Origin of the sequence: Streptomyces sp. NPDC006368 (assembly GCF_040612535.1) — a bacterium.
GTDB lineage: Bacteria > Actinomycetota > Actinomycetes > Streptomycetales > Streptomycetaceae > Streptomyces.
In genome coordinates, this window is the sequence record NZ_JBEXQK010000027.1 from 13,137 (window position 1) to 33,746 (window position 20,610).

Consider the following 20,610-nt stretch of genomic DNA (forward strand, 5'->3'; position numbering starts at 1 on the left):
CCCGACAGGAAACCGCTTGTAAGTTGCGGTAGCTGGTTCAGCCGCTTACAGGGGGATGGGGTCCATGTCGATAGCCGCACTCAGACGTGCCGCGAAGGAGAGCGTGTCGGGGCTTCCCCGGGAGTTCTGGTGGCTGTGGGCGAGCACCCTGGTGAACCGGCTGGGGGCCTTCGTCGCCACCTTCATGGCGCTGTACCTGACCCTGGACCGGGGCTACTCGGCGTCGTACGCCGGTCTCGTCGCCTCCCTGTACGGGCTCGGCGGTGTCGTCTCGTCGCTCGGCGCCGGCGTGATGACCGACCGGCTGGGGCGGCGGCCGACGATGCTGATCGCCCAGGTGTCGACGGCCGTCTCGGTCGCCGTCCTGGGCTTCATGGAGCACCCCGTGACCATCGCCGCGGTGGCGCTGGTGGTCGGCGCCGCGTCGAACGCCTCACGGCCGGCCGTGCAGGCGATGATGGCCGACATCGTGCGCCCGGAGGACCGGGTGCGGGCCTTCTCGCTCAACTACTGGGCGATCAACCTCGGGTTCGCGATCTCCGCGGCCGGCGCGGGTTTCCTCGCCGAGTACAGCTACCTCGCCGGCTTTCTCGGTGAGGCGGCCATGACCCTGGCCTGCGCGGTGCTGATCTTCGTCAAGATCCCCGAGTCGCGGCCCGAACGGGCCCCCGTCGCCGCCGGGAAGACCGCCGACCCCGAGGTCGGACTCGGGACCGTCCTGCGCGACGGGCGGTTCATGGGCGTGGTAGGGCTGTCCTTCGTGATCTCGCTGATCTTCCAGCAGGGGTACGTGGGCCTGCCGGTCGCCATGGGCACCGACGGCTTCACCAGCGCGGACTTCGGTGTCGCGCTCGCCGTGAACGGCGTCCTGATCGTGGCCCTCCAGATCCCGCTGACGCGGTACATCGAGCACCGCGACCCCCGCATGCTGCTCATCGTCTCCTCGCTGCTCGCCGGGTACGGCTTCGGGCTCACCGCCTTCGCCGGTTCGGTCGCCGTCTACGCGCTGACCGTCTGCGTCTGGACGGTCGGCGAGATGATCAACGCGCCGACGCAGACGGGCCTGGTCGTCCGGCTGTCCCCGGTGCACGGGCGCGGGCGGTACCAGGGCGTCTACACGACCTCCTGGTCGGTCGCCGCGCTCGTCGCCCCCCTGATGTCGGGGTGGATGATCGACCGGTACGGCGCCGAGTGGCTGTGGGGCGCGTGCGCGGCGCTGGGGACGGTCGCGGCGCTGGGCTACTGGCTGCTGATGCGGGGACTGCCCGCCGAGGAGAAGGACACCGCCCCCGTGGCCGCGCCCGTCTCCCCGGAACCGGTCACCGCCGCCTGAGAGCGCGCTGCGCCTCGCAGAGGTTCCGGGGGTGTACGGACACGGGGGTGCCGTAGGCCTCCAGGCGCGTGTGAAGGGGGCCGGTGAGGTCCGGACGTCGATCCGGTCGAACGCGCGGACCGCTCGCTGATGCGCGGCCCTGTACGGGCGACCTGGTCAAGTTTGACCAGCGCGGCGCACCTGTTGGTGACGGGGACGTTCCAGTGGGTGGACCGTGAACGTCGTTCAGGTCTGCGTCGGCGGTGAGCATGCCCGGGTACGCGCGGGTGGCAGGCCCGGACGCGAAAGCGCGCGGTGGACCGGTCCACCCGCGCGCCTCGCCGGTGCGGCTGCGGCTGCGGCTGCGGCTACTTCTGCGGCTTGGTCAGGTTGGCGAACGCCGCCAGGTTCTTCGTCGACTCGCCCCGCGCGACGCGCCACGCGTACTCCTTGCGGATGGCCGTCGCGAAACCCATCTCCAGCAGCGTGTTGAACGCGCCGTCCGCCGCCTCGAGAACCGAGCCCAGCAGCCGGTCCAGCTCCTCCGGCGTCACCGCCGAGAGCGGCAGCTTGCCGGTGAGGTAGATGTCGCCGAGGGCGTCGACCGCGTAGCCCACGCCGTACAGCTTGAGGTTGCGCTCCAGCAGCCAGCGGTGGACGCCCGACTCGTTCTCGTCGGGGTGACGGATCACGAAGGCGTTGAGGGAGAGGGAGTGGTTGCCGACCCGCAGGGAGACCGTGGTGGAGAGCTTGCGGGTGCCCGGGAGCGTGACGACGTACGTGCCGGGGTTCGGGGACTCCCAGGTCAGTTCGGCGTCGTCCAGCGCGCTTTCGATGATGTGCCGTGCGTCCTCGTCAGCCATGGTGGGAGCGTACGTGACGGCGCCGCTCGTACATGGCGGCCGTGTAGACGTCCGCCGTCGCCGACGCCGCCGTGTCCCAGCCGAAGGAACCGGCGTGCCGCGCCGCCGCCTCGCCCAGGCGGGCGGTGAGCGACGGGTCCGCGGCGAAGCGGTGCAGCACGCGCGCGTACGCGGCCGGTTCGTGGCCGGGTATCAGGAACCCGGTCTCGCCGTCGCGCACCGCCACCGGCAGCCCTCCGACCGCCGCCGCGACCACCGGTGTCCCGGCCGCCTGCGCCTCGATGGCGACGAGCCCGAAGGACTCGCTGTACGACGGCATGACCAGAACCGACGCCGCCCGGAACCAGTCGGCGAGCTGCTCCTGCCCCACGGGCGGGTGGAAGCGTACGACGTCGGCGATACCGAGCCGCGCGGCGAGCTTCTGCAGGCCTTCCGGCTTGGCCAGACCGCTGCCGCTGGGCCCGCCGACGACCGGGACGATCATGCGGGAGCGCAGCGACGGGTCGTCGTCGAGCATCCGGGCGGCGGCGCGCAGCAGGATGTCCGGGGCCTTCAGGGGCTGTATCCGCCCCGCGAAGACCGGGATGAACGCGTCCCGGGGCAGCCCGAGCCGGGCGCGGGCTGCGGCGCGCCCGTCGGCGGGCCGGAACCGGTCCAGGTTCACGCCGGGATGCACGACGGCGACCTTGGCCGGGTCGGCGTCGTAGAACCGGGCGAGCTCGTCGGCCTCCTCCGCGGTGTTGGCGATCAGCCGGTCGGCGGCGCGGACGATCTGCGTCTCGCCGATCACCCGGGCCGCGGGCTCGGGGGTGTCGCCCTGGGCGAGAGAGGCGTTCTTGACCTTGGCCATGGTGTGCATGGCGTGGACGAGCGGGACGCCCCACCGCTCGGCGGCGAGCCAGCCGACGTGGCCGGACAGCCAGTAGTGCGAGTGGACCAGGTCGTAGTGGCCGGGCCGGTGGCGGGCCCACGCCTGCATCACGCCGTGCGTAAAGGCGCACAGCTGCGCGGGCAGCTCCTCCTTGGCGAGCCCTTCGTACGGGCCGGCGTCCACGTGCCGTACGAGGACGCCGGGCGCGAGCTCCACGGCGGAGGGCAGGCCACCCGCCGTGGCCCGTGTGAAGATCTCCACCTCGATGTTGATCGCGGCGAGGCGCTTGGCGAGCTCGACGATGTAGACGTTCATGCCGCCGGCGTCGCCGGTGCCGGGCTGGTGGAGCGGGGAGGTGTGGACGCTGAGCATGGCGATCCTGCGCGGCCCCCGGTGCCGGCCGGGGAGCCGGAGCCGGGACGGCGAGGCCGCCAGAGTGCCGGCGAACCGGGACACGTACTGGCTCACGTCGGCGTCCTTCCGCAGTCCTCGTTGGCATGACAGAGGGAGGATGCTCGTGACCCTCTCCACGGCCCACAACAGCGGAATACGGCCTTTCATTTCCGTTTTGCCAAATCATTTACCCTCAATCGCATGGCCCCGCGCATCACCCGCCCCGTGGGCACCACCACGCGCGGGACCACCAACCCCAACCGGCTGCGCCGCATGGACCGTTGGATCACCGCTGTCCACGGCCCCGCCCTGCTCCGCGCCGCCACGGCCCCGGTCGCGGTGGACCTCGGCTACGGCGCGGCTCCCTGGACGGCCGTCGAACTGCTCGCCCGGCTGCGTACCGCCGACCCGCGCGCCCGCGTCGTCGGCGTCGAGATCGAGCCCGCCCGGGTGGCCGCCGCCCAGCCGTACGCCCGCGAGGGCCTCGCCTTCGTCCACGGCGGCTTCGAGGTCCCGGTGGCGGGCGCCCCGGCGCTGATCCGGGCGGCCAACGTGCTGCGCCAGTACGACGAGGCCGAGGTCGTCGCCGTCTGGGAGCGGCTGTGCGCGCGACTCGCGCCCGGAGGGCTGCTGGTGGAGGGGACGTGCGACGAGATCGGGCGGCGGCACGTGTGGGTGGCGCTGGGGCCTGAGGGGCCGCGCACCGTGACGTTCGCCACCCGGCTCGGGTCGCTGGAGCGGCCCTCGGACCTGGCCGAACGGCTGCCGAAGGCGCTGATCCACCGCAATGTGCCCGGTGAGCCGGTGCACGCCTTCCTGCGGGACTTCGACCGGGCGTGGGCGGCGGCGTCGCCGTACGCCTCGCTGGGCGCCCGGCAGCGGTGGATCGCCGCCGTGCGGGCGCTGGCGGGCGACTGGCCGCTGGTGGACGGGGTGCGGCGGTGGCGGCAGGGCGAGGTGACCGTGGCGTGGCCGGCGCTCGCGCCGCATACCCGCTGACCGGGCTCGCCGGTGCCCGGCCCGCCCCGTACACGCGTACCGACCGAACCCGCCGGTGCACGGCCCGCCCCGTACACGCGTACCGACCGGGCCCGTCCGCGCCCGCGCACGCCCTGACCGGGCACTTCCACCGGCACCCCCTCTGTTGGTTTGGGGGGCGGCATGGCACCATCTCGTCAGTCGAGTCGAAGTTACTGACGGTAAATCAGATCGAGGGGGACTCTGTGAACCGACGCCGTTGCGCCGCTGCCGCGATCACGGTGGTCGGCGCCCTGGCGGTGCTCGCCTCACCGGCGTACGCGGCACCCACGCCCCCGCCCCCCTCCCCCGCCGCGCCCTCGTCCCCCTCCGCCTCCCCGCTCCCCGACCAGCGCCTCGAAGAGGTGCGCCGGCGGATCGACGGCCTCTACCGGCAGGCCGCCTCCGCCACCGACGCCTACAACCTCGCCGAGGAGCGGGCCACCAAGCAGTCCGCCGAGATCGTGCGGCTGGCCCAGGCGATCGTCGACGGCCGCGCCCGGATCGACGACCTGAAGAAGCGGGCGGGCGCGGCGGCCCGCGCCCAGTACCGCACCGGCGGTGTACCCGACGAGGCCGCGTTCGTCCTCACCGACGACCCCGCGCGCTTCATCGACGGCGCCGGCCGCCTCCAGCAGGGCCAGAAGGCCACCCGGGACCTCCTCGGCGAACTGAGCCGCACCCAGGAGGACTTGGAGGCGTACACCCAGGACGCCAGCACCGAGTGGACCCGGCTGGAGGCCAGCCGGGTACGCCAGGCGAAGGCCAAGAAGGAGATTGAGACGAAGATCGCCGCGGCCGAGGAGCTGGAGTCGCGGCTGGAGACCGCCGAGCGGGAACGGCTGCTGAGACTGGAGCAGCAGGAGCAGCACCGGGCACAGACGACCTGGCTCGGCTCCGGCGTCCTGAAGGAGATCGGCGGCAGCGCGAGCGAGCGGGGCAGGAAGGCGATCGAGTTCGCCACCGCCCAGATCGGCAAGCCGTACGTGTGGGGCGCGGAGGGCCCGGGGTCGTACGACTGCTCGGGGCTGACCCAGCGGGCGTGGGGCGCGGCCGGGAAGGCCATCCCGCGCACCTCGCAGGAGCAGTGGCGGCTGCTGCCCCGCATCGACGTCAGGGACATGCGGCCGGGCGACCTGATCATCTACCACGCGGACGCCAGCCACGTCGGGATGTACCTCGGCGACGGGACGATCGTGCACGCGCCGCGGCCGGGACGGAACGTGACGGTGGCAGGCGCCGGCTCGATGCGGATCCTCGGGGTCGTACGCCCGGACAAGTAGGACATCCCGTCCCGTACCGGCGCCCCTCGGCCGTCACCCGGGAGCCGTCGGCCGTGTGACCCGCCCAACAAACGGCGCGTGACGTTCGTCATGGGCGGATGCCCAACTACCTCCCACACCGCGGCATATGCCATCGGCTGTTCACCGATCACCATTCCGCAGGGCCGCCGAGGACCGCTATGGTCCCGGTCTGGTGGTGCGTCGACCGACGCGCCACCGCGCCCTCGGGGGGAGGGAAGGAACAGAATCGATGCCCGTACCCGTACCGCGACAGAGGGTGACCCCTGCCGGTTCCACCGCCGTCGCGGAGACCGCCGGCGGCACGGACCTCACCCTTCTCCTGATCGAGGACGACCCGGCGGGCACCTTCACCGCCCCGGAGCTGGTGGACGCCTCCGGCAGCCGGGTCCGCATCCGTACCGCCCGTAACCTCACCGAGGCCGAGCGGCTGCTCACCGACGACGTCCACTGCGTCCTTCTCGACCTCGCCCTGCCCTCACCGCGCCAGAGCGACGACCGGCTGGAGGCGCTGCGCCACGTGCTGAGCCTCGCGCCGCGCCACGCCGTCCTGGCGCTCACCACGTCCGCCGAGACGGAGCTCGCCGCCGAAGCGGTACGCGCGGGGGCCCAGGACCATCTCTTCCGCGAGGAGCTCGACGGGCCGCTGCTCAGCCGCGCCATCCGGTACGCCGTCGAGCGCAAGCGCGCCGACTCGGTCCAGGTGAAGCTGGCCGAGTCCCGGCTGCGCGCGCAGGAGAACGCCCGTCTGGAGCGGGGCCTGCTGCCGACACCGCTGCTCCAGGGGTCCGACCTGCGGTTCGCCGCCCGGTACCGGCCGGGGCGCTCCCGCGCGCTGCTGGGCGGCGACTTCTACGACACGGTCCGCACACCGGACGGCACCGTCCACGCGATGATCGGCGACGTGTGCGGCCACGGGCCGGACGAGGCGGCGCTGGGCGTGGAGCTGCGGATCGCGTGGCGGGCGCTGACGTTCGCGGGGCTGTGCGGCGACGAACTGCTCTCCACGCTCCAGCAGGTGCTGGAGCACGAGCGTGAGAACGACGAGATCTTCGCGACCCTGTGCACCGTGGACATCGCGCCGGACGGGCGGCGGGCCGGGCTGTGCCTGGCGGGCCACCCCTCACCCCTGATCGCCCGCGACGGCCGGGCGGCGCAGCTCCTGCCGTACGAGGACGGCGGCCCGGCGCTGGGCCTGCTGCCGCGCGCCCGCTGGCCGCGGCGCCAGGTGGAGCTGGGCGGCTCGTGGAGCCTGATGATGTACACCGACGGGCTGATCGAGGGCCGCTCGGCCGGGCCCGGTTCGCCGCGGCTCGGCCAGGACGGCATGGTCGAGATGATCAACCGTCAGCTGGAGCAGGGCCTGGGCGGCGAGGAGCTCCTGGACGCCGCGGTGACGCAGGTGCGGGAGCTGAACGGCGGCGAGCTCACGGACGACGTGGCGGTGCTGCTCCTGGACCGCGACCGGCGCCGAAGCCGGGGCCCGGGCACCCCGCGGGAAGCCCGGACCTGACGACCGCCGTTGTACCGGACCTAACGACCGCCGTTGTAGGGGCCGTACGGCCCGTCGCTGCTGGACCCGCCGCCGCGCCGGCCACCGCCGGACACCTGCTGGAGGGCGGGCCGTACGTCGACCATGAACACGATCGACGCGACGAGCCCGGCGAGTTGCAGGAACAGCATGGGCACGAGCAGGTTCACCGCGACGGTGACGCCCAGGATGATCAGCCAGAACATCTTGGTCTGCTTGTCGGCGGCGCGGTAGGCGTCCTCGCGCGCGATCGCGGCGAAGACGAAGGCGACCACGGCGATCACGAGGATGGCCAGGTAGATCAGGGCGAGGAACGAGCCGAATCCCGTGAGCAACATGGTGAGCACCGCCTAGTCAGTGATGATGAGCCCCTCGCGGCCAAGGTACCCGTACAACGCCCTCCCCACCCCGAACGTGCCCGGTGGGGGGAGCGGGACAGGTGCCCGCCGCGGGCACGCGGGGGCCGCGCGCGGTCCGGCGCCCGGGGCCCGTGCCCAGGGCCCTGCGGTGCCGCCCGGCCCGGGCGCGGCGGGGGGCGGCGCCGGTGGCGCACGCCGGGCCGGGCATGGAGCGCGCGGCCCCATGCCCGGCCCCGGGCGTCAGCTCTCGGCGGGGGTGGCGGGCTTCTTCGCCGCCGGCTTGCGGGCCGCCGGGGTCTTCGTCGTGGGGGCGGTGGTCTTGTTCCCGGCCGGCTCCGGCCGGGGCTCCGGCCGCGTCTTCGGCGCGTCCGGCTCGACGGCCACGGCGATCTCGGTGAGCTCCTCGGCCGCCTCGCCGCGCCACTGCCTCACGGCCTGCTCGCCGTGCTCGGCGACCCGCTCGTACGCCTCGCGGGCCTTGACCGCGTACTCGGCGGCCACGCCGACACCCCGCATCGCCAGGTCCTGGGCGTTCTCGCCCAGCTTCTTCAGGTCCGTGTCGAGGGACCCGACCACCTCGGTGATCCTCGCCTGGACGGTGGCCTGCGCCTCCTTGGCCTGGGCCGCCACCTTCTCCTGCACGGTCTTGGGGTCGGTGTTGCGCACCGCGTCGATCCGCGCCGGCGCCTCCGCGGCGATCTGCTCGATCAGGCCAGGCACCTTCCTGGCCTGCCGCACGGCGAGGTCCGCCGTACCGGCGGCGAAGTAGAGGGGCGTACGCAGTTCTTCGATGATGGCCACTATGGGTCCTCCGGTATCGCGGGTTCAGTCTTCGGGTGAGGTGCCGTCCTCGGTCGTGTCATCGGCACTTCTGGTCTCCGTATCGAGCCCGTTCTCCTTGCGGAAGGAGTCGTAGATCTGGAGCAGCACCTGCTTCTGCCGCTCGTTGATCGAGGGATCGGCGAGTATCACGGCGCGCGTCTCCACGTCCTCGCGCTCACGCTCGTCGAGGATCCCGGCGCGTACGTACAGCGTCTCGGCGGAGATCCGCAGCGCCTTGGCGACCTGCTGCAGCACCTCCGCGCTCGGCTTGCGCAGCCCGCGCTCGATCTGGCTCAGATACGGATTGGACACCCCGGCGGCATCGGCGAGCTGCCGCAGCGACAGTTGCGCGTTGCGCCGCTGCTCGCGCAGGTACTCACCGAGATTGCCGACGTTGAGCGATGCCATGCGTTGATGGTGCACCCCTGCGCTAACTATTGCAAGCGAGTGCTTGCAAGTGTGTCGCGCATCGCCCCGGCCGAAGGTGGTGAGCAGGGCGCCACAGCGGCCGCCGCGCCCTGCGGCGACCGTGCGATGCTGGTCCGGTGACGCTGGGGGACCTGGTCCGGCTCCGCCGGGCGCGCGACCTGATGGACCGCGACTACGCGGAGCCGCTCGACGTCCCCGCGCTGGCCCGCGCGGCCCACATGTCGACCGGCCACTTCTCCCGCAGCTTCCGCGCCGCGTTCGGGGAGACGCCGTACAGCTACCTGATGACCCGCCGGATCGAGCGGGCCAAGGCCCTGCTGCGGCGCGGCGACCTGTCGGTGACGGAGGTCTGCTTCGCGGTCGGGTGCACGTCGCTGGGGTCGTTCAGCTCGCGGTTCACCGAGCTGGTGGGCGAGAGCCCGAGTGCGTACCGGGCACGCCGGCACGAGGACGGCGCGGCCATCCCCGCCTGCGTCGCCAAGATCTTCACGCGACCGGTCAGGAACGCCGGACTCAGGAACGCGGAACCCAAGTACGCCGGACCCGGCAACGCCGGACTCAGGAACGCGGAACCGGTCAGGAACGGAGAAGCCAACCCGGCGGCTCATCCGTAGCGTGGAGCGCATGGACATCAGACTTTCGCAGTGCTTCATCGCCGTCGACGACCACGACGAGGCGCTCGCCTTCTACCGCGACGTGCTCGGGCTCGAGGTGCGCAACGACGTCGGGTTCGAGGGGATGCGCTGGGTGACGGTCGGCTCGCCGTCGCAGCCCGACGTGGAGATCGTGCTGGAACCGCCCCTCGCGGACCCGAACGCCTCGCCCGCCGACCGGCAGGCCATGGCGGAGCTCCTGGCCAAGGGCATGCTGCGCGGCGTGATCTTCTCGACCGACGACTGCGACGCCACGTTCGAGCGCATCAGCGCCGCGGGGGGCGAGGTGCTCCAGGAGCCGGTCGACCAGCCGTACGGGGTCCGCGACTGCGCCTTCCGCGACCCCGCGGGCAACATGCTGCGCTTCGCCCAGCGCCGCGACAGGTGAGACCGGTGCCGGCCGGTCACCGCACCGGCCGGCGTCGGCCCGCGGCTCGGGCCGGATGGAGCCGGGTGACGCCTACGGGGACCGCGAACGCGGCCCCGCCTCACAGTGGGAGACAACGATGAGCACGGCCAAGAGGGCGGACACGCGGGCAGCCGCGCCGCACATCGCCGACAGCCACGATCTGATCCGCGTGCGGGGCGCGCGCGTGAACAACCTCAAGGACGTCAGCGTCGAGATCCCGAAGCGGCGCCTGACGGTGTTCACCGGCGTCTCCGGCTCGGGCAAGAGCTCCCTGGTGTTCGGCACGATCGCAGCCGAGTCACAGCGGATGATCAACGAGACGTACAGCGCCTTCGTGCAGGGCTTCATGCCGGCGCCGGCGCGGCCCGAGGTCGACGTACTCGAAGGGCTGACCACCGCGATCATCGTCGACCAGGAGCGGATGGGCGCCAACCCCCGCTCCACGGTGGGCACCGCCACCGACGCCAACGCGCTGCTGCGCATCCTCTTCAGCCGCGTCGGGCAGCCGCACATCGGCTCGCCCAACGCGTTCTCCTTCAACGTCCCCTCCGTCCGGGCGAGCGGTGCGATCACGGTCGAACGCGGCGCCGGCAGGACCAGGACCGAGAAGGCGACCTTCACCCGCACCGGTGGCATGTGTACGCGCTGCGAAGGCCGGGGCGCGGTCTCCGACATCGACCTCAGCCAGCTCTACGACGACTCCAAGTCGATCGCCGAGGGCGCGTTCACCATCCCCGGCTGGAAGTCGGACAGCTGGTGGACCGTGCGGATCTACGCCGAGTCAGGCTTCCTCGACCCGAACAAACCGATCCGCGAGTTCACCGAGAAGGAGATGCACGACTTCCTCCACCGGGAGCCGACCAAGGTGAAGGTCGAGGGCGCCAACCTCACCTACGAGGGGCTGATCCCGAAGATCCAGAAATCGTTCCTGTCGAAGGACAGGGAGGCGATGCAGCCGCACATCCGGGCGTTCGTGGACCGGGCGGTCACCTTCACCACCTGCCCCGAGTGCGACGGCACCCGGCTCAGTGAGGCGGCCCGCTCGTCGCGGATCGCCGGGCTCAACATCGCCGACGTGTGCGCGATGCAGATCAGCGACCTGGCCGAATGGGTCCGCGACCTCGATGAGCGCTCGGTGGCACCGCTGCTCGCCGCACTGCGGCAGATCCTCGACTCGTTCGTCGAGATCGGCCTCGGCTACCTCTCGCTGGACCGGTCGTCGGGCACGCTGTCGGGCGGCGAGGCACAGCGCGTCAAGATGATCCGCCACCTCGGCTCCTCGCTCACCGACACCACCTACGTCTTCGACGAGCCCACCACGGGCCTGCACCCCCATGACATCCAGCGCGTGAACGACCTGCTGCTGCGCCTGCGGGACAAGGGCAACACGGTGCTCGTGGTGGAGCACAAGCCGGAGACGATCGCGATCGCCGACCACGTCGTCGACCTCGGCCCCGGCGCCGGTACGGCCGGTGGCACCGTCTGCTTCGAGGGCACCGTCGAAGAGCTGCGGACCGCCGGCACCCTCACCGGCCGCCACCTCGACGACCGCGCCGCCCTCAAGGAGACGGTGCGCAAGCCCACCGGCGCGCTGGAGATCCGCGGCGCCACCCGCAACAACCTCCGGAACGTCGACGTCGACATCCCGCTCGGGGTGCTCTGCGTCGTCACCGGCGTCGCGGGCTCCGGCAAGAGCTCGCTGATCCACGGATCACTGCGCCGGCAGTCGGCGGCCGGCGGGGCGGGGATCGTCCCGGTGGACCAGGGAGCGATCAAGGGCTCGCGACGGAGCAACCCGGCGACGTACACCGGACTGCTCGACCCGATCCGCAAGGCGTTCGCGAAGGCCAACGGCGTGAAGCCGGCGCTGTTCAGCGCCAACTCCGAGGGCGCGTGCCCCACCTGCAACGGCGCCGGCGTCATCTACACCGACCTGGCGATGATGGCCGGCGTCGCCACCCCCTGCGAGGAGTGCGAGGGCAAACGGTTCCAGGCATCGGTGCTGGAATACCGCCTCGGCGGCAAGGACATCAGCGAGGTGCTCGCGATGTCGGTGGCCGAGGCCGAGGAGTTCTTCGGCGCGGGCGAGGCGCGCACCCCGGCCGCACACCGCATCCTCGACCGGCTCGCCGACGTCGGGCTCGGCTACCTCACCCTCGGCCAGCCGCTCACCACGCTGTCCGGTGGCGAGCGGCAGCGGCTCAAGCTGGCCACCCACATCGTCGAGAAGGGCGGCGACCGGCTCGTCTACGTCCTCGACGAGCCGACCACCGGCCTCCACCTGGCCGACGTCGAGCAACTGCTCGGCCTGCTCGACCGGCTCGTCGACGCCGGCACGTCCGTCATCGTCATCGCGCACCACCAGGCGGTCATGGCGCACGCCGACTGGATCATCGACCTCGGCCCCGGTGCCGGCCACGACGGCGGGCGGATCGTCTTCGAGGGCACACCCGCCGACCTCGTCGCCGCCCGCTCCACCCTCACCGGCGAGCACCTCGCGGCCTACGTAGGCGCCTGACCGAGGCCCGACCCGCGCACGATCGTCCGCCGTGACGTCACCGGACCGCCTCCACGCCACTCGGACGGCCTACGCCACCGTCGCCGCCTCCTACATTCCGCCGGCCGCACACAAGTTGGCCGCCGAGCCGCTGGACCGGGCGATGCTCGCGGCCTTCGCCGACCTCGTACGGGACGGGGCCACCACCGGGCCGGTCGCCGATCCGGGGCGCGGGCGCCCCCGGCCGGGTGACGGCGCATCTGCACGGCCTCGGGGTGAAGAGCGCGTACGGCGCCGACTCGTCACCGGAGATGGTGGCCGCGGCGCGCGCCGCGCCTACCCGGAACTGCGGTTCGAGGTGGGGTCGATGACGGCCCCGGACCTACCCGGAACTGCGGTTCGAGGTGGGGTCGATGACGGCCCCGGACCTGGCCGACGGCGCGCTCGGCGGCAGCGTCGCCCGGTGCTCGACCCTCCACACGCCGCCGAGGCAACTGCCCGGTGTCTTCGGGGGGTTTCACCGCGCCCTGACTCCCGGGCGGCCATCTGCTGCTCGCCCGCCACCAGCCCGTCACCGTGAGCCCGTCGCCGCCGTGAGGCCGTGAGTTTCTGCGCCCGTGAGTCACTGCGCCCGTAAGCCACGGTTGACCTCGCCCTTGGTCGACGTCGGCCGCCTCGCGCCGGCGTCCTGGAATTCGCTCGCCGGGCAAGGGCGTTGACACCTGCGGACACCCGCCCGCTCCGAACAGAGGACCCGACCGTGGCAGTCAGCCTTTCGGACGACCTGAAGACGTACATCGACGAATCCAAGGCCTTCGCGACCGTGGCGACGATACTGCCCGACGGGCAGCCGCACCTGACGGTCGTCTGGATCAAGCGCGACGGTGACGACCTGATCTTCTCGACGACCGTGGACCGTGTGCAGGGCAGGAACCTCGCCCGCGACCCGCGCGTCACCGTGATGATCAACCCGCCGGAGACGCCGTACGTGTACGCGGCGATCCGGGGGACCGCGACCGTCACGCCGGACCCCTCCGCGGAGATCGTGGACGAGCTGTCGCTCAAGTACACGGGTCAGAAGTACGCCACCTTCAATCCGGCGTCGAAGAACGACGGCGACCGGGTCCTGGTGCGGGTGACGCCCGTCAGGATCACCGGGCGGTTCTGAGCGCGACCGCGCGGCGACGGTCTTTTTCCGGATGATCCGGTACGGATCGAATTGTCGCCGCACCCGCCCTCACCCTGCCCGCCGACCGCGGACCAGGCGGCCTCGGCGTCGAAGCCGGGGCCCCATCCAGCACGGCTGAACATCCGCGCCCACGCTCGGCTTCGGCGCCCCCACCCTCGCACTGCTCACGGGGTTCGTCGCACGCCAGGCCACCGCCACCAACCCGCTCATGCCGCTGCGGATCCCGCGCTCACACAGCGCCTCCGGCGCCAACCCGGTCCAAGCCCTCATCCCCGCCGCCGGGTTCGGGCCGGCCCTGCCGCCCTACCACCAGCGCCTACCGCCTGACCTTCACCTCGGGGCCGGTCTGCTCACCGCCGCCTTCGCCGCCGTCCTCGCGGTGCCGCGCCGCGGCGGGACGCCGGAAGCCGCCGCCGCGGAACAGCCGTCGGCCGCACTCGCGGGCCCCGAGCTCCGGACCGGAACATGAACATCACCTGTCACTCAGGTGGCATGGAAGGAAACAATCCGTGTACGGAAGCCACCCACACCGTCCGTCGTTGACACTCTCCGTGTCCGGAAGCTAACTTCACGGCGTCGTCGCCACACCAGGAGCACGAGGCTCCTCCGGGACTAGCGACACAAAGGACGCTTTCCAGTTGTCAACTGAGACCGTCTTCGAAATCCAGCCCTTCACTCCCCCGGCCACAGCGGCCGGCCTGTTCCACGTCCAGCCCTACACCGCCCACTGCCAGGTCATATGCGCCGAAGGCGCGCACGCCGTGATCGGCGTGTCACCCGGCAACAGCTACTTCTCCGCCCAACGCGTCATCGACCTGGCCCGGTGGGGCACCGCCCACTTCGACCAGGTTGATTTCGTCTATACCGACCTCCACGTCGCCGAGATGTACGAGGCGTCCGGGTATCCCGCCGACGACGCCCGGCGCAAAGCAGTGAAGAACCTGCGCGGCGTACGCGCCAAGGTGACGAACGCGGTGCGGACGGTCGACCCCGACGGAAAACGGCTCCGCGCCCACCCCATGTCGGAGTTCACGGCCAACCCGGCGTACCGGGACATCCATGACCACCTCCAGAACCGGCTGAGGACGGACGCGGAGTTCCGCGCGACCTGCGAGGCGCTCGTCGACGCCTTCCTGTCCTCCAAGGTCCTGGACGGCAGGACCGCCACCGAGCGACAGCGCCGGGTGTGCATGGAGTACGTCTGCGCCGAGGCCCCGCTCTTCCTGGACACCCCCGCCATCCTGGGCGTCCCGTCCTCCCTCAACTGCTACCACCAGCTCCTGCCGATGGCCGAGCTGCTGTACTCGCGCGGCTCCGGGCTGCGCGCGTCCCGCAACCAGGGCCACGCCATCGTCACCCCCGCCCGGCTCGCCGAAGGAGACCCCGATGTCCGTTGAGACGCTGCCCGACGAGCTGCTCGCCTTCCCCTTCTCCTGGCGCGGCGACCAACTCCCGGATGAAATAGACCTGTTGCGCGAGGAGCCCGTGAAGCGGGTGCGGACGATCGCCGGTGACGAGGCGTGGCTCGTGTCGTCCCACGCCCTGTGCAAGCAGGTCCTGGAGGACCGGCGGTTCAGCCTGAAGGACACCTCGGCGCCCGGTGTTCCAAGGCAGTACGCCCTGACGATCCCGCCGGAGGTCGTCAACAACATGGGCAACATCACCGGGGCAGGGCTGCGCAAGGCGGTGCTCAAGGCGCTCAACCCCAAGGCCCCGGGCCTGGTGGAGTGGATGCGGTCCACCGCGGCCGGCCTGGTCGACCGGCTGATGGCCGAGGGGGCACCGGCCGACCTGCGCGGACAGTTCGCCGACCCGTACTCCGCGGCCATGCACTGCCACATCCTCGGCATCCCGGAGGCGGACGCGCCGCGCCTGATGCGCAGCCTGGACATCGCGTTCATGAACTCGGCCTGCCCCGTCACCGGCGCGAAGCTGAACTGGGACCGCGACATGGCGTACATGGTCGAGCGACTGGACGACCCGGCGACCACCGGGCTGATGGCCGAGCTCGCGGCGCTGCGCGACGACCCGGAGTACGACCACCTCACCGACGAGATGCTGGCGACGGTCGGTGTCACCATGTTCGGCGCGGGCGTGATCTCCACCGCGGGCTTCCTCACCATGGCACTCTTCTCACTCATCCAGCACCCCGAGCTGAAGGCCGAACTGCTCGCCGACCGCGCGAAGATCCCGGCGGGCGTCGACGAGCTGCTGAGGATCAACCTGTCGATCGGCGACGGTCTGCCGCGCCTCGCCCTGCAGGACGTCATCCTCGGGGACGTGGAGGTGAAGAAGGGAGAACTGGTCCTGGTCCTGGTCGAGGGCGCCAACTTCGACCCCGAGGTGTTCGCCGACCCGCACACCGTGGACCTCACCCGGGAGAACAACACCGCCCACCTGTCCTTCGGCGGCGGTCAGCACTACTGCCCCGCCACCGCGCTGGGCAAGAAGCACGCGGAGATCGCCCTGGAGACGCTGCTGGACCGGATGCCGGATCTCCAGCTCGCCGTCCCCGTCGCCCAGTTGGTCTGGCGGACCGGATTCATGAAGCGCATCCCGGAGCGGCTGCCCGTGATGTGGTGACCGCTCCGGCGCCCCCGGCCCCGGCATGACCCGTCTTCACCGCCGCCCCTCCATGTGTCCAGGGGAGGGGCGGCGGCCCCCCTGGCGTCGGCCCTACCCGGAGCGGCAACCCGCGTCACGCGGTCACGCGCGAAGCCGTAGCCCCTCCCCCAACTGCCGGAAAGCCAGGTCCGCCGCGGCCATCGCGTCCGGCTCGACCGCGCCGGCGGTCTCCCCCGCCGAGATCCGCCGCCAGTTCTCCTCGGCCAGGATCCGCAGTACGGCGACGATCTGGCCCGCCGCGAGCCGCGCCGCCACACCGCCGGCCACCACCCCGTCGGCGGCCGGTCCCACCGCCTCGCCCCCGAACACCTCCCCCAGCGCCTCCGCGAGCACGCGTTCGGACGTGCCCTGGTACGCGTACAGCCGCGCGACCAGGCTGGGCGTCCCGTACAGCAGCCGGTGGAAGGCGAGCACCGACGGCTCGTCGCTCAGCCCGGTCACCGGGTCGCGGCGCGCGAGCCCGTCGAGGAAGTGGCGGTGCAGCGCGTCGAGCGGGCCGGTGTGCGCGGGCCGGGCGCGCACGACGCGCGCCGCCTCGTCCTGGTGGTCGGCGAACCGGTGCAGGACCAGGTCCTCCTTGGCCGGGAAGTACCGGAACAGCGTGGGTTTCGACACGTCGGCCGCCGCCGCGACCTCCGCGACCGAGACCCGGTCGAAGCCCTTCTCCAGGAAGAGCGCGATCGCCGCCTCCGAGATCGCCTCGTACGTCAGCCGCTTCTTCCGCTCGCGCAACCCGCTCATGGGAGGAGAGCGTACGCACCACTTGACCCCCATCACCCCACCCCCACCACCTCGCCCCCACCACTTGACCTCAACCAAACGTGAGGTTCCAGACTCGTGCCGGTGGGCGCCGGACGGACCGGACACCGCCCACACGGGAGGGGTGTGGACTCATGCGCGTGACACAGGCGGTGGCGTTCGGCGGTCCGGAGGTACTGGTCCCGGCCGAGGTCCCCGCACCGGTGGCGGGAACCGGGCAGGTGCTCGTGGCGGTCGCCGCGGTGGACACGATCTTCGTGGAGACCCAGGTGCGATCCGGCTGGGGCACGGACTACTTCCCCGTCGAGCCGCCCTACGTCCCGGGCGGCGGGATCGCCGGCACGGTACGGGCCGTCGGCCCGGGCGTCGACGGGGCGTGGGTGGGCCGCCGGGTGGTCGCTTCGCTCGGCTTCACCGGCGGGTACGCCGAACTCGCCGCCGCCCCCGTCGAGTCGGTGACGCCCATCCCGGACGGCGTGCCGTTCACCGACGCCGCCGCGCTCGTCCACGACGGCGTCACGGCGACCGCCCTGCTGGAGGCGACGGAGGTGAAGCCCGGCGAGACGGTGCTGATCGTCGGCGCGTCCGGCGGCATGGGCACCGTGCTGGTCCAGTTGGCGAAGGCGGCCGGCGCCCGTGTCCTCGGCACCGCGCGCGGCGCGCGGAAGGCCGCGTTCGTCCGGGACCTGGGCGCCGACGCGGTCGTCGACGCGGGCGCCCCGGACTGGGTGGAGGCGGCCCGCGAGGCGCTCGGGAACGGCGGCGCCGATGTCGTGCTGGACGGGGTGGGCGGTCAGGTGGGCCTGGCGGCGTTCGGCCTGGTCGCGCCGGGCGGGCGGTTCTCGGCGCACGGGGCGCCCACGGGCGGCTTCGCGCCGGTGGACCCGGAGCAGGCGCGGGCCAGGGGCGTGCGGCTTCTCGGCATTGAGGACGTCCGCCTGCCGGACGCGGAGCACGCCCTCAGGGCGGCGCGGGCGCTGGCGGAGGCGGCGGCCGGGCGGCTGCGGCCGGTGATCGGCGCCACCTTCCCACTGGAGCGCGCGGCGGACGCCCACGCCGCGATCGAGGGCCGCGGCCTGCTCGGCAAGGTGGTGCTCACCGTGTGACGCGGATGGCCCAGGGCGTCAGAAGACGTCCGGGCACCACGGCCGCCGCGGCGTGCGCAGCAGCAGCTCCGCCCGCGCCGCCGCGCCCGGCGTGGACTCCTCCACGCGGCCCAGCGCCGCCAGCCGCACCGCCGACTCGTCGCCCAGGCAGAGCGCGCCGAGCTCCCCGATGTCCATGGTCAGGTCCGCCGAGGCGGTCGTCGGGGCGCACGCCGCTCCCTCGGGCGAGGCGTCCAGCCGGAAACGGCCGCCCGCGAGGCCCGCCGGGTCGCGCAGGTCCAGCACGAGGGTGCCGGATGTCGCGTACGTACGGGACCGCAGCACCCGTACGACGTCGAGGACCCGCACCCACATGAGGTCCGCGTGCGTCGTGACGCGCGCCGCCCGCGGGTCCGGCAGCACCAGGGGCAGCAGGTCGTCCGGGGCGCGGTGGCCGCTCCTGACGAAGGTCACCCAGTCGATGGAGCAGAGGAACCGCCACAGCGCCCGCTCGGCGGCCGGGGTGACCGCGATCAGATCCCGCACGGTCACGGTGTTCAGCGGCTGCTTGCCGTCGTCCCAGGTGTCGTCGGCGGAGTACGAGACGTACCCCTCGGCCTCGCCGGAGGGCGCGCGGTACAGCGCGTAGAAGGGTTCCGTCCAGGGCCGGCCCGGCAGTGGGTCGACGCCGGTGAGGACCTCCCAGTCGTGCTGGTCGCGGCTGACCACGCCGTGCAGGGCGGCGCGCAGCCGGTCGTGCAGGAGCGGGCCGGCCTTGCGTATGTCGGAGGCGTCCACCATGTCGACCCGGCCGCCGTCCTCCGGGCCCGGCCGGCGCGGGTCCAGGCCGGCGCGCCGCACGTCGACGGTCCAGTCGGTGGTCCAGGTGGCCGGGCCGTAGCCGTACCGCCCGTAGATCGGGTACTCGGCGGAGATCAGCGTGGAGACGGCGTCCCCGCGCTCCCCGGCCGCCGCGAGGTCGGCGGCCATCATGCGGCTGAGCAGCCCGCGCCGCCGGTGCGTGGGTGAGACGGTCACGTTGGTCACCGCGCTCGCGGGCACGGAGGCGCCGCCCGGCAGGGTGAGCTCCTGCGCGAACGACCGGAACGTGGCGACGCAGCGGCCCGCGTCGAAGGCGCCCCGGGTGCGGTCGAGGTCCGTGTGCGCGAGCCTCCGGCGGACCTCCTCGTCCGGAACCGCCGGCGGCTTGAGGAACCCGGTGCGCAGGGCGCGCAGCCAGTCGGGGTACTCGGACTCGGTGACGGTGCGGACGTCGACGCTCATGCCCGCCACGCTAGGCGCCCGCCCCGCCGCCACGCACAGGGTTTTCCCGGGCCCAGCACCGCGGGCATCCCGCACCGGGTTTGTCCGGGCCGCCCCGTCCCGGGACGCGAGCCTCGAACCCCGGCCGCCCCGTCCTGGGACGCGACTTTCAAACCCGGGCCGCACCCCGGGGACACTGCCCGGAAAGGCTAGAACGCGGCCCGTATCTCGCCGACCCGCTCGCCGCCGCCCAGCAGGGGCGCGTCCGCGATGCGGGCCAGGACCGGAGCATCGGCGTCCAGGCCCAGCAGGCGCAGTCCGCGCGCCAGGACCGGGCCCAGCGCCCGCCCGCCACCGTCGTCGATCTTGAAGGCCAGCGCGCGACCGTCCTCCAGCGCCACCGCCTGCACGGCCTCCGCGCCCATCTTGGACAGCGCCCCGGGCACCTCGCGCATCAGCCAGGTGTCCGGCCGCCGCGTCCCCGCCACGTACTCGGGGTGCGCGCGCATCGCGTCCGCGACCCGCCGCTGCGGCGTGCCCGGCTCGGCCAGGACGTACGAGCGGAACGCGCGGGCCAGCCCCACCAGGCTGATCGCCATCAGCGGGGCGCCGCACCCGTCGGTGCCGACCGTGTCGACGGTCTCGCCGGACGCCGCCTGGACCTCGTCGAGGATCAGCCGCTGGAGCGGGTGGCACGGGTCCAGGTAGGAGGCCGGGTCCCAGCCGTTCAGCGCGCAGGCGGCGAGCATCGCGGTGTGCTTGCCGGAGCAGTTCATGGTGACCCGGTCGCGGACCTTCCCGGAGGCGAGGTACGTCTCGGCCTCCACCGGGTCCAGCGGCAGGTCGGGCGGGGTCTGCAGGGCCGAATCGGACAGCTTGTGCTCGGCGAGCATCTTGCGTACGAGGTCGAGGTGAAACGATTCGCCTGAGTGGCTCGCGGCGGCCAGCGCCAGCCGCTCGCCCGACAGGTCGAGCCCGGCGCGCAGCAGCGCCGCGGCCTGCATGGGCTTGTTGCACGAGCGGGGGAAGACGGGCGCCGTGGCGTTCCCGGCCGTCGTCTCGACGCTGCCGTCCTCGGCCAGCACGACCAGCGATCCCCGATGGTGGCCCTCGACGAACCCCGACCGGACGACCTCGGCGAGGACCGGGGGTATGGCTGCGGTGGCGGAGGTGGAGGTCATGACGGTGGCCTTCCGGGACACGCGACCCGCGCCCGGAAAGACCGGAAAAGA

Annotated in this window: 20 protein-coding genes; 12 read left to right on the forward strand and 8 right to left on the reverse strand. The window is 72.6% G+C overall.

What is annotated here, in order from left to right; genetic code table 11:
- The first annotated feature begins 64 nt into the window (after positions 1-64).
- Positions 65-1,333, forward strand: a complete 1,269-nt coding sequence (locus tag ABZZ38_RS20035; protein WP_356741560.1) for an MFS transporter — start codon at positions 65-67, stop codon at positions 1,331-1,333.
- Between the two features lie 347 nt (positions 1,334-1,680).
- On the opposite strand, the gene ABZZ38_RS20040 is transcribed toward ABZZ38_RS20035, so the two are convergent.
- Both ABZZ38_RS20040 and mshA read right to left on the reverse strand, forming a co-directional pair.
- A complete protein-coding gene (locus ABZZ38_RS20040; RefSeq protein ID WP_356741562.1) occupies positions 1,681-2,175 on the reverse strand; it encodes a YbjN domain-containing protein in 495 nt (164 codons plus the stop codon).
- Positions 2,168-3,514: a D-inositol-3-phosphate glycosyltransferase gene (gene mshA / locus ABZZ38_RS20045; protein ID WP_356741565.1), complete on the reverse strand. Its 1,347-nt coding sequence runs from the start codon at positions 3,512-3,514 to the stop codon at positions 2,168-2,170. Before mshA ends, ABZZ38_RS20040 begins: the two co-directional genes overlap by 8 nt.
- A gap of 126 nt (positions 3,515-3,640) precedes the next feature.
- Between mshA and ABZZ38_RS20050 the strand changes: the two genes are divergently transcribed.
- From ABZZ38_RS20050 to ABZZ38_RS20060, 3 genes are all read left to right on the forward strand, one after another.
- Positions 3,641-4,438 carry a class I SAM-dependent methyltransferase gene (locus tag ABZZ38_RS20050; protein ID WP_356741567.1) on the forward strand — a complete coding sequence of 266 codons (798 nt, stop codon included), beginning with the start codon at positions 3,641-3,643 and terminating at the stop codon, positions 4,436-4,438.
- Between the two features lie 224 nt (positions 4,439-4,662).
- On the forward strand, positions 4,663-5,739 hold the full coding sequence (locus ABZZ38_RS20055) for an NlpC/P60 family protein (protein ID WP_356741569.1): 1,077 nt from the start codon (positions 4,663-4,665) through the stop codon (positions 5,737-5,739).
- Positions 5,740-5,989: 250 nt separating this feature from the next.
- The gene (locus ABZZ38_RS20060) at positions 5,990-7,270 is read left to right on the forward strand and encodes a SpoIIE family protein phosphatase (protein WP_356741571.1); all 1,281 of its coding nucleotides are present in this window, start codon (positions 5,990-5,992) and stop codon (positions 7,268-7,270) included.
- A gap of 20 nt (positions 7,271-7,290) precedes the next feature.
- Here the strand turns inward: ABZZ38_RS20060 and ABZZ38_RS20065 are convergent, their stop codons facing one another.
- From ABZZ38_RS20065 to ABZZ38_RS20075, 3 genes are all read right to left on the reverse strand, one after another.
- Positions 7,291-7,626, reverse strand: a complete 336-nt coding sequence (locus ABZZ38_RS20065; RefSeq protein WP_356741573.1) for a DUF2516 family protein — start codon at positions 7,624-7,626, stop codon at positions 7,291-7,293.
- 261 nt (positions 7,627-7,887) lie between these two features.
- Positions 7,888-8,448, reverse strand: a complete 561-nt coding sequence (locus ABZZ38_RS20070; protein WP_356741575.1) for a hypothetical protein — start codon at positions 8,446-8,448, stop codon at positions 7,888-7,890.
- Positions 8,449-8,472: 24 nt separating this feature from the next.
- On the reverse strand, positions 8,473-8,877 hold the full coding sequence (locus ABZZ38_RS20075) for a helix-turn-helix transcriptional regulator (protein ID WP_356741577.1): 405 nt from the start codon (positions 8,875-8,877) through the stop codon (positions 8,473-8,475).
- Between the two features lie 182 nt (positions 8,878-9,059).
- Between ABZZ38_RS20075 and ABZZ38_RS20080 the strand changes: the two genes are divergently transcribed.
- From ABZZ38_RS20080 to ABZZ38_RS20110, 7 genes are all read left to right on the forward strand, one after another.
- A complete protein-coding gene (locus ABZZ38_RS20080; RefSeq protein WP_356741711.1) occupies positions 9,060-9,512 on the forward strand; it encodes a helix-turn-helix transcriptional regulator in 453 nt (150 codons plus the stop codon).
- Between the two features lie 10 nt (positions 9,513-9,522).
- A complete protein-coding gene (locus ABZZ38_RS20085; protein WP_356741580.1) occupies positions 9,523-9,939 on the forward strand; it encodes a VOC family protein in 417 nt (138 codons plus the stop codon).
- A gap of 118 nt (positions 9,940-10,057) precedes the next feature.
- Complete coding sequence (locus tag ABZZ38_RS20090) at positions 10,058-12,478, forward strand: excinuclease ABC subunit UvrA (RefSeq protein WP_356741584.1); 2,421 nt, start codon at positions 10,058-10,060, stop codon at positions 12,476-12,478.
- Between the two features lie 739 nt (positions 12,479-13,217).
- Positions 13,218-13,625, forward strand: a complete 408-nt coding sequence (locus tag ABZZ38_RS20095) for a PPOX class F420-dependent oxidoreductase (RefSeq protein WP_356741586.1) — start codon at positions 13,218-13,220, stop codon at positions 13,623-13,625.
- 229 nt (positions 13,626-13,854) lie between these two features.
- Positions 13,855-14,115 (forward strand): hypothetical protein, encoded by a 261-nt coding sequence (locus ABZZ38_RS20100; protein WP_356741588.1) that lies wholly within the window; start codon positions 13,855-13,857, stop codon positions 14,113-14,115.
- A 169-nt stretch (positions 14,116-14,284) separates the two neighbouring features.
- Positions 14,285-15,043, forward strand: a complete 759-nt coding sequence (locus ABZZ38_RS20105) for a tRNA-dependent cyclodipeptide synthase (RefSeq protein ID WP_356741590.1) — start codon at positions 14,285-14,287, stop codon at positions 15,041-15,043.
- Positions 15,033-16,229, forward strand: a complete 1,197-nt coding sequence (locus ABZZ38_RS20110; protein WP_356741592.1) for a cytochrome P450 — start codon at positions 15,033-15,035, stop codon at positions 16,227-16,229. The genes ABZZ38_RS20105 and ABZZ38_RS20110 overlap by 11 nt, the downstream gene beginning before the upstream one ends.
- Positions 16,230-16,352: 123 nt before the next feature.
- Here ABZZ38_RS20110 and ABZZ38_RS20115 read toward each other — a convergent pair whose 3' ends face one another.
- The gene (locus ABZZ38_RS20115) at positions 16,353-17,012 is read right to left on the reverse strand and encodes a TetR family transcriptional regulator (RefSeq protein ID WP_356741595.1); all 660 of its coding nucleotides are present in this window, start codon (positions 17,010-17,012) and stop codon (positions 16,353-16,355) included.
- 152 nt (positions 17,013-17,164) lie between these two features.
- Between ABZZ38_RS20115 and ABZZ38_RS20120 the strand changes: the two genes are divergently transcribed.
- On the forward strand, positions 17,165-18,136 hold the full coding sequence (locus ABZZ38_RS20120) for a zinc-binding dehydrogenase (protein ID WP_356741598.1): 972 nt from the start codon (positions 17,165-17,167) through the stop codon (positions 18,134-18,136).
- Between the two features lie 18 nt (positions 18,137-18,154).
- On the opposite strand, the gene ABZZ38_RS20125 is transcribed toward ABZZ38_RS20120, so the two are convergent.
- Together ABZZ38_RS20125 and ABZZ38_RS20130 are read right to left on the reverse strand one after the other, a co-directional pair.
- Positions 18,155-19,399 carry a GNAT family N-acetyltransferase gene (locus ABZZ38_RS20125; RefSeq protein ID WP_356741603.1) on the reverse strand — a complete coding sequence of 415 codons (1,245 nt, stop codon included), beginning with the start codon at positions 19,397-19,399 and terminating at the stop codon, positions 18,155-18,157.
- Positions 19,400-19,587: 188 nt separating this feature from the next.
- A complete protein-coding gene (locus ABZZ38_RS20130; RefSeq protein WP_356741605.1) occupies positions 19,588-20,559 on the reverse strand; it encodes an asparaginase in 972 nt (323 codons plus the stop codon).
- Between the last annotated feature and the right edge of the window lie 51 nt (positions 20,560-20,610).

Excerpts from the sequence above, each read along its gene's own strand:
- ABZZ38_RS20035 (WP_356741560.1), top strand. The coding sequence starts at position 65 with ATGTCGATAGCCGCACTCAGACGTGCCGCGAAGGAGAGCGTGTCGGGG.
- ABZZ38_RS20040 (WP_356741562.1), bottom strand. The coding sequence starts at position 2,175 with ATGGCTGACGAGGACGCACGGCACATCATCGAAAGCGCGCTGGACGAC.
- ABZZ38_RS20050 (WP_356741567.1), top strand. The coding sequence starts at position 3,641 with ATGGCCCCGCGCATCACCCGCCCCGTGGGCACCACCACGCGCGGGACC.
- ABZZ38_RS20060 (WP_356741571.1), top strand. The coding sequence starts at position 5,990 with ATGCCCGTACCCGTACCGCGACAGAGGGTGACCCCTGCCGGTTCCACC.
- ABZZ38_RS20065 (WP_356741573.1), bottom strand. The coding sequence starts at position 7,626 with ATGTTGCTCACGGGATTCGGCTCGTTCCTCGCCCTGATCTACCTGGCC.
- ABZZ38_RS20075 (WP_356741577.1), bottom strand. The coding sequence starts at position 8,877 with ATGGCATCGCTCAACGTCGGCAATCTCGGTGAGTACCTGCGCGAGCAG.
- ABZZ38_RS20080 (WP_356741711.1), top strand. The coding sequence starts at position 9,060 with ATGGACCGCGACTACGCGGAGCCGCTCGACGTCCCCGCGCTGGCCCGC.
- ABZZ38_RS20085 (WP_356741580.1), top strand. The coding sequence starts at position 9,523 with ATGGACATCAGACTTTCGCAGTGCTTCATCGCCGTCGACGACCACGAC.
- ABZZ38_RS20090 (WP_356741584.1), top strand. The coding sequence starts at position 10,058 with ATGAGCACGGCCAAGAGGGCGGACACGCGGGCAGCCGCGCCGCACATC.
- ABZZ38_RS20100 (WP_356741588.1), top strand. The coding sequence starts at position 13,855 with ATGCCGCTGCGGATCCCGCGCTCACACAGCGCCTCCGGCGCCAACCCG.
- ABZZ38_RS20110 (WP_356741592.1), top strand. The coding sequence starts at position 15,033 with ATGTCCGTTGAGACGCTGCCCGACGAGCTGCTCGCCTTCCCCTTCTCC.
- ABZZ38_RS20115 (WP_356741595.1), bottom strand. The coding sequence starts at position 17,012 with ATGAGCGGGTTGCGCGAGCGGAAGAAGCGGCTGACGTACGAGGCGATC.
- ABZZ38_RS20120 (WP_356741598.1), top strand. The coding sequence starts at position 17,165 with ATGCGCGTGACACAGGCGGTGGCGTTCGGCGGTCCGGAGGTACTGGTC.
- ABZZ38_RS20125 (WP_356741603.1), bottom strand. The coding sequence starts at position 19,399 with ATGAGCGTCGACGTCCGCACCGTCACCGAGTCCGAGTACCCCGACTGG.
- ABZZ38_RS20130 (WP_356741605.1), bottom strand. The coding sequence starts at position 20,559 with ATGACCTCCACCTCCGCCACCGCAGCCATACCCCCGGTCCTCGCCGAG.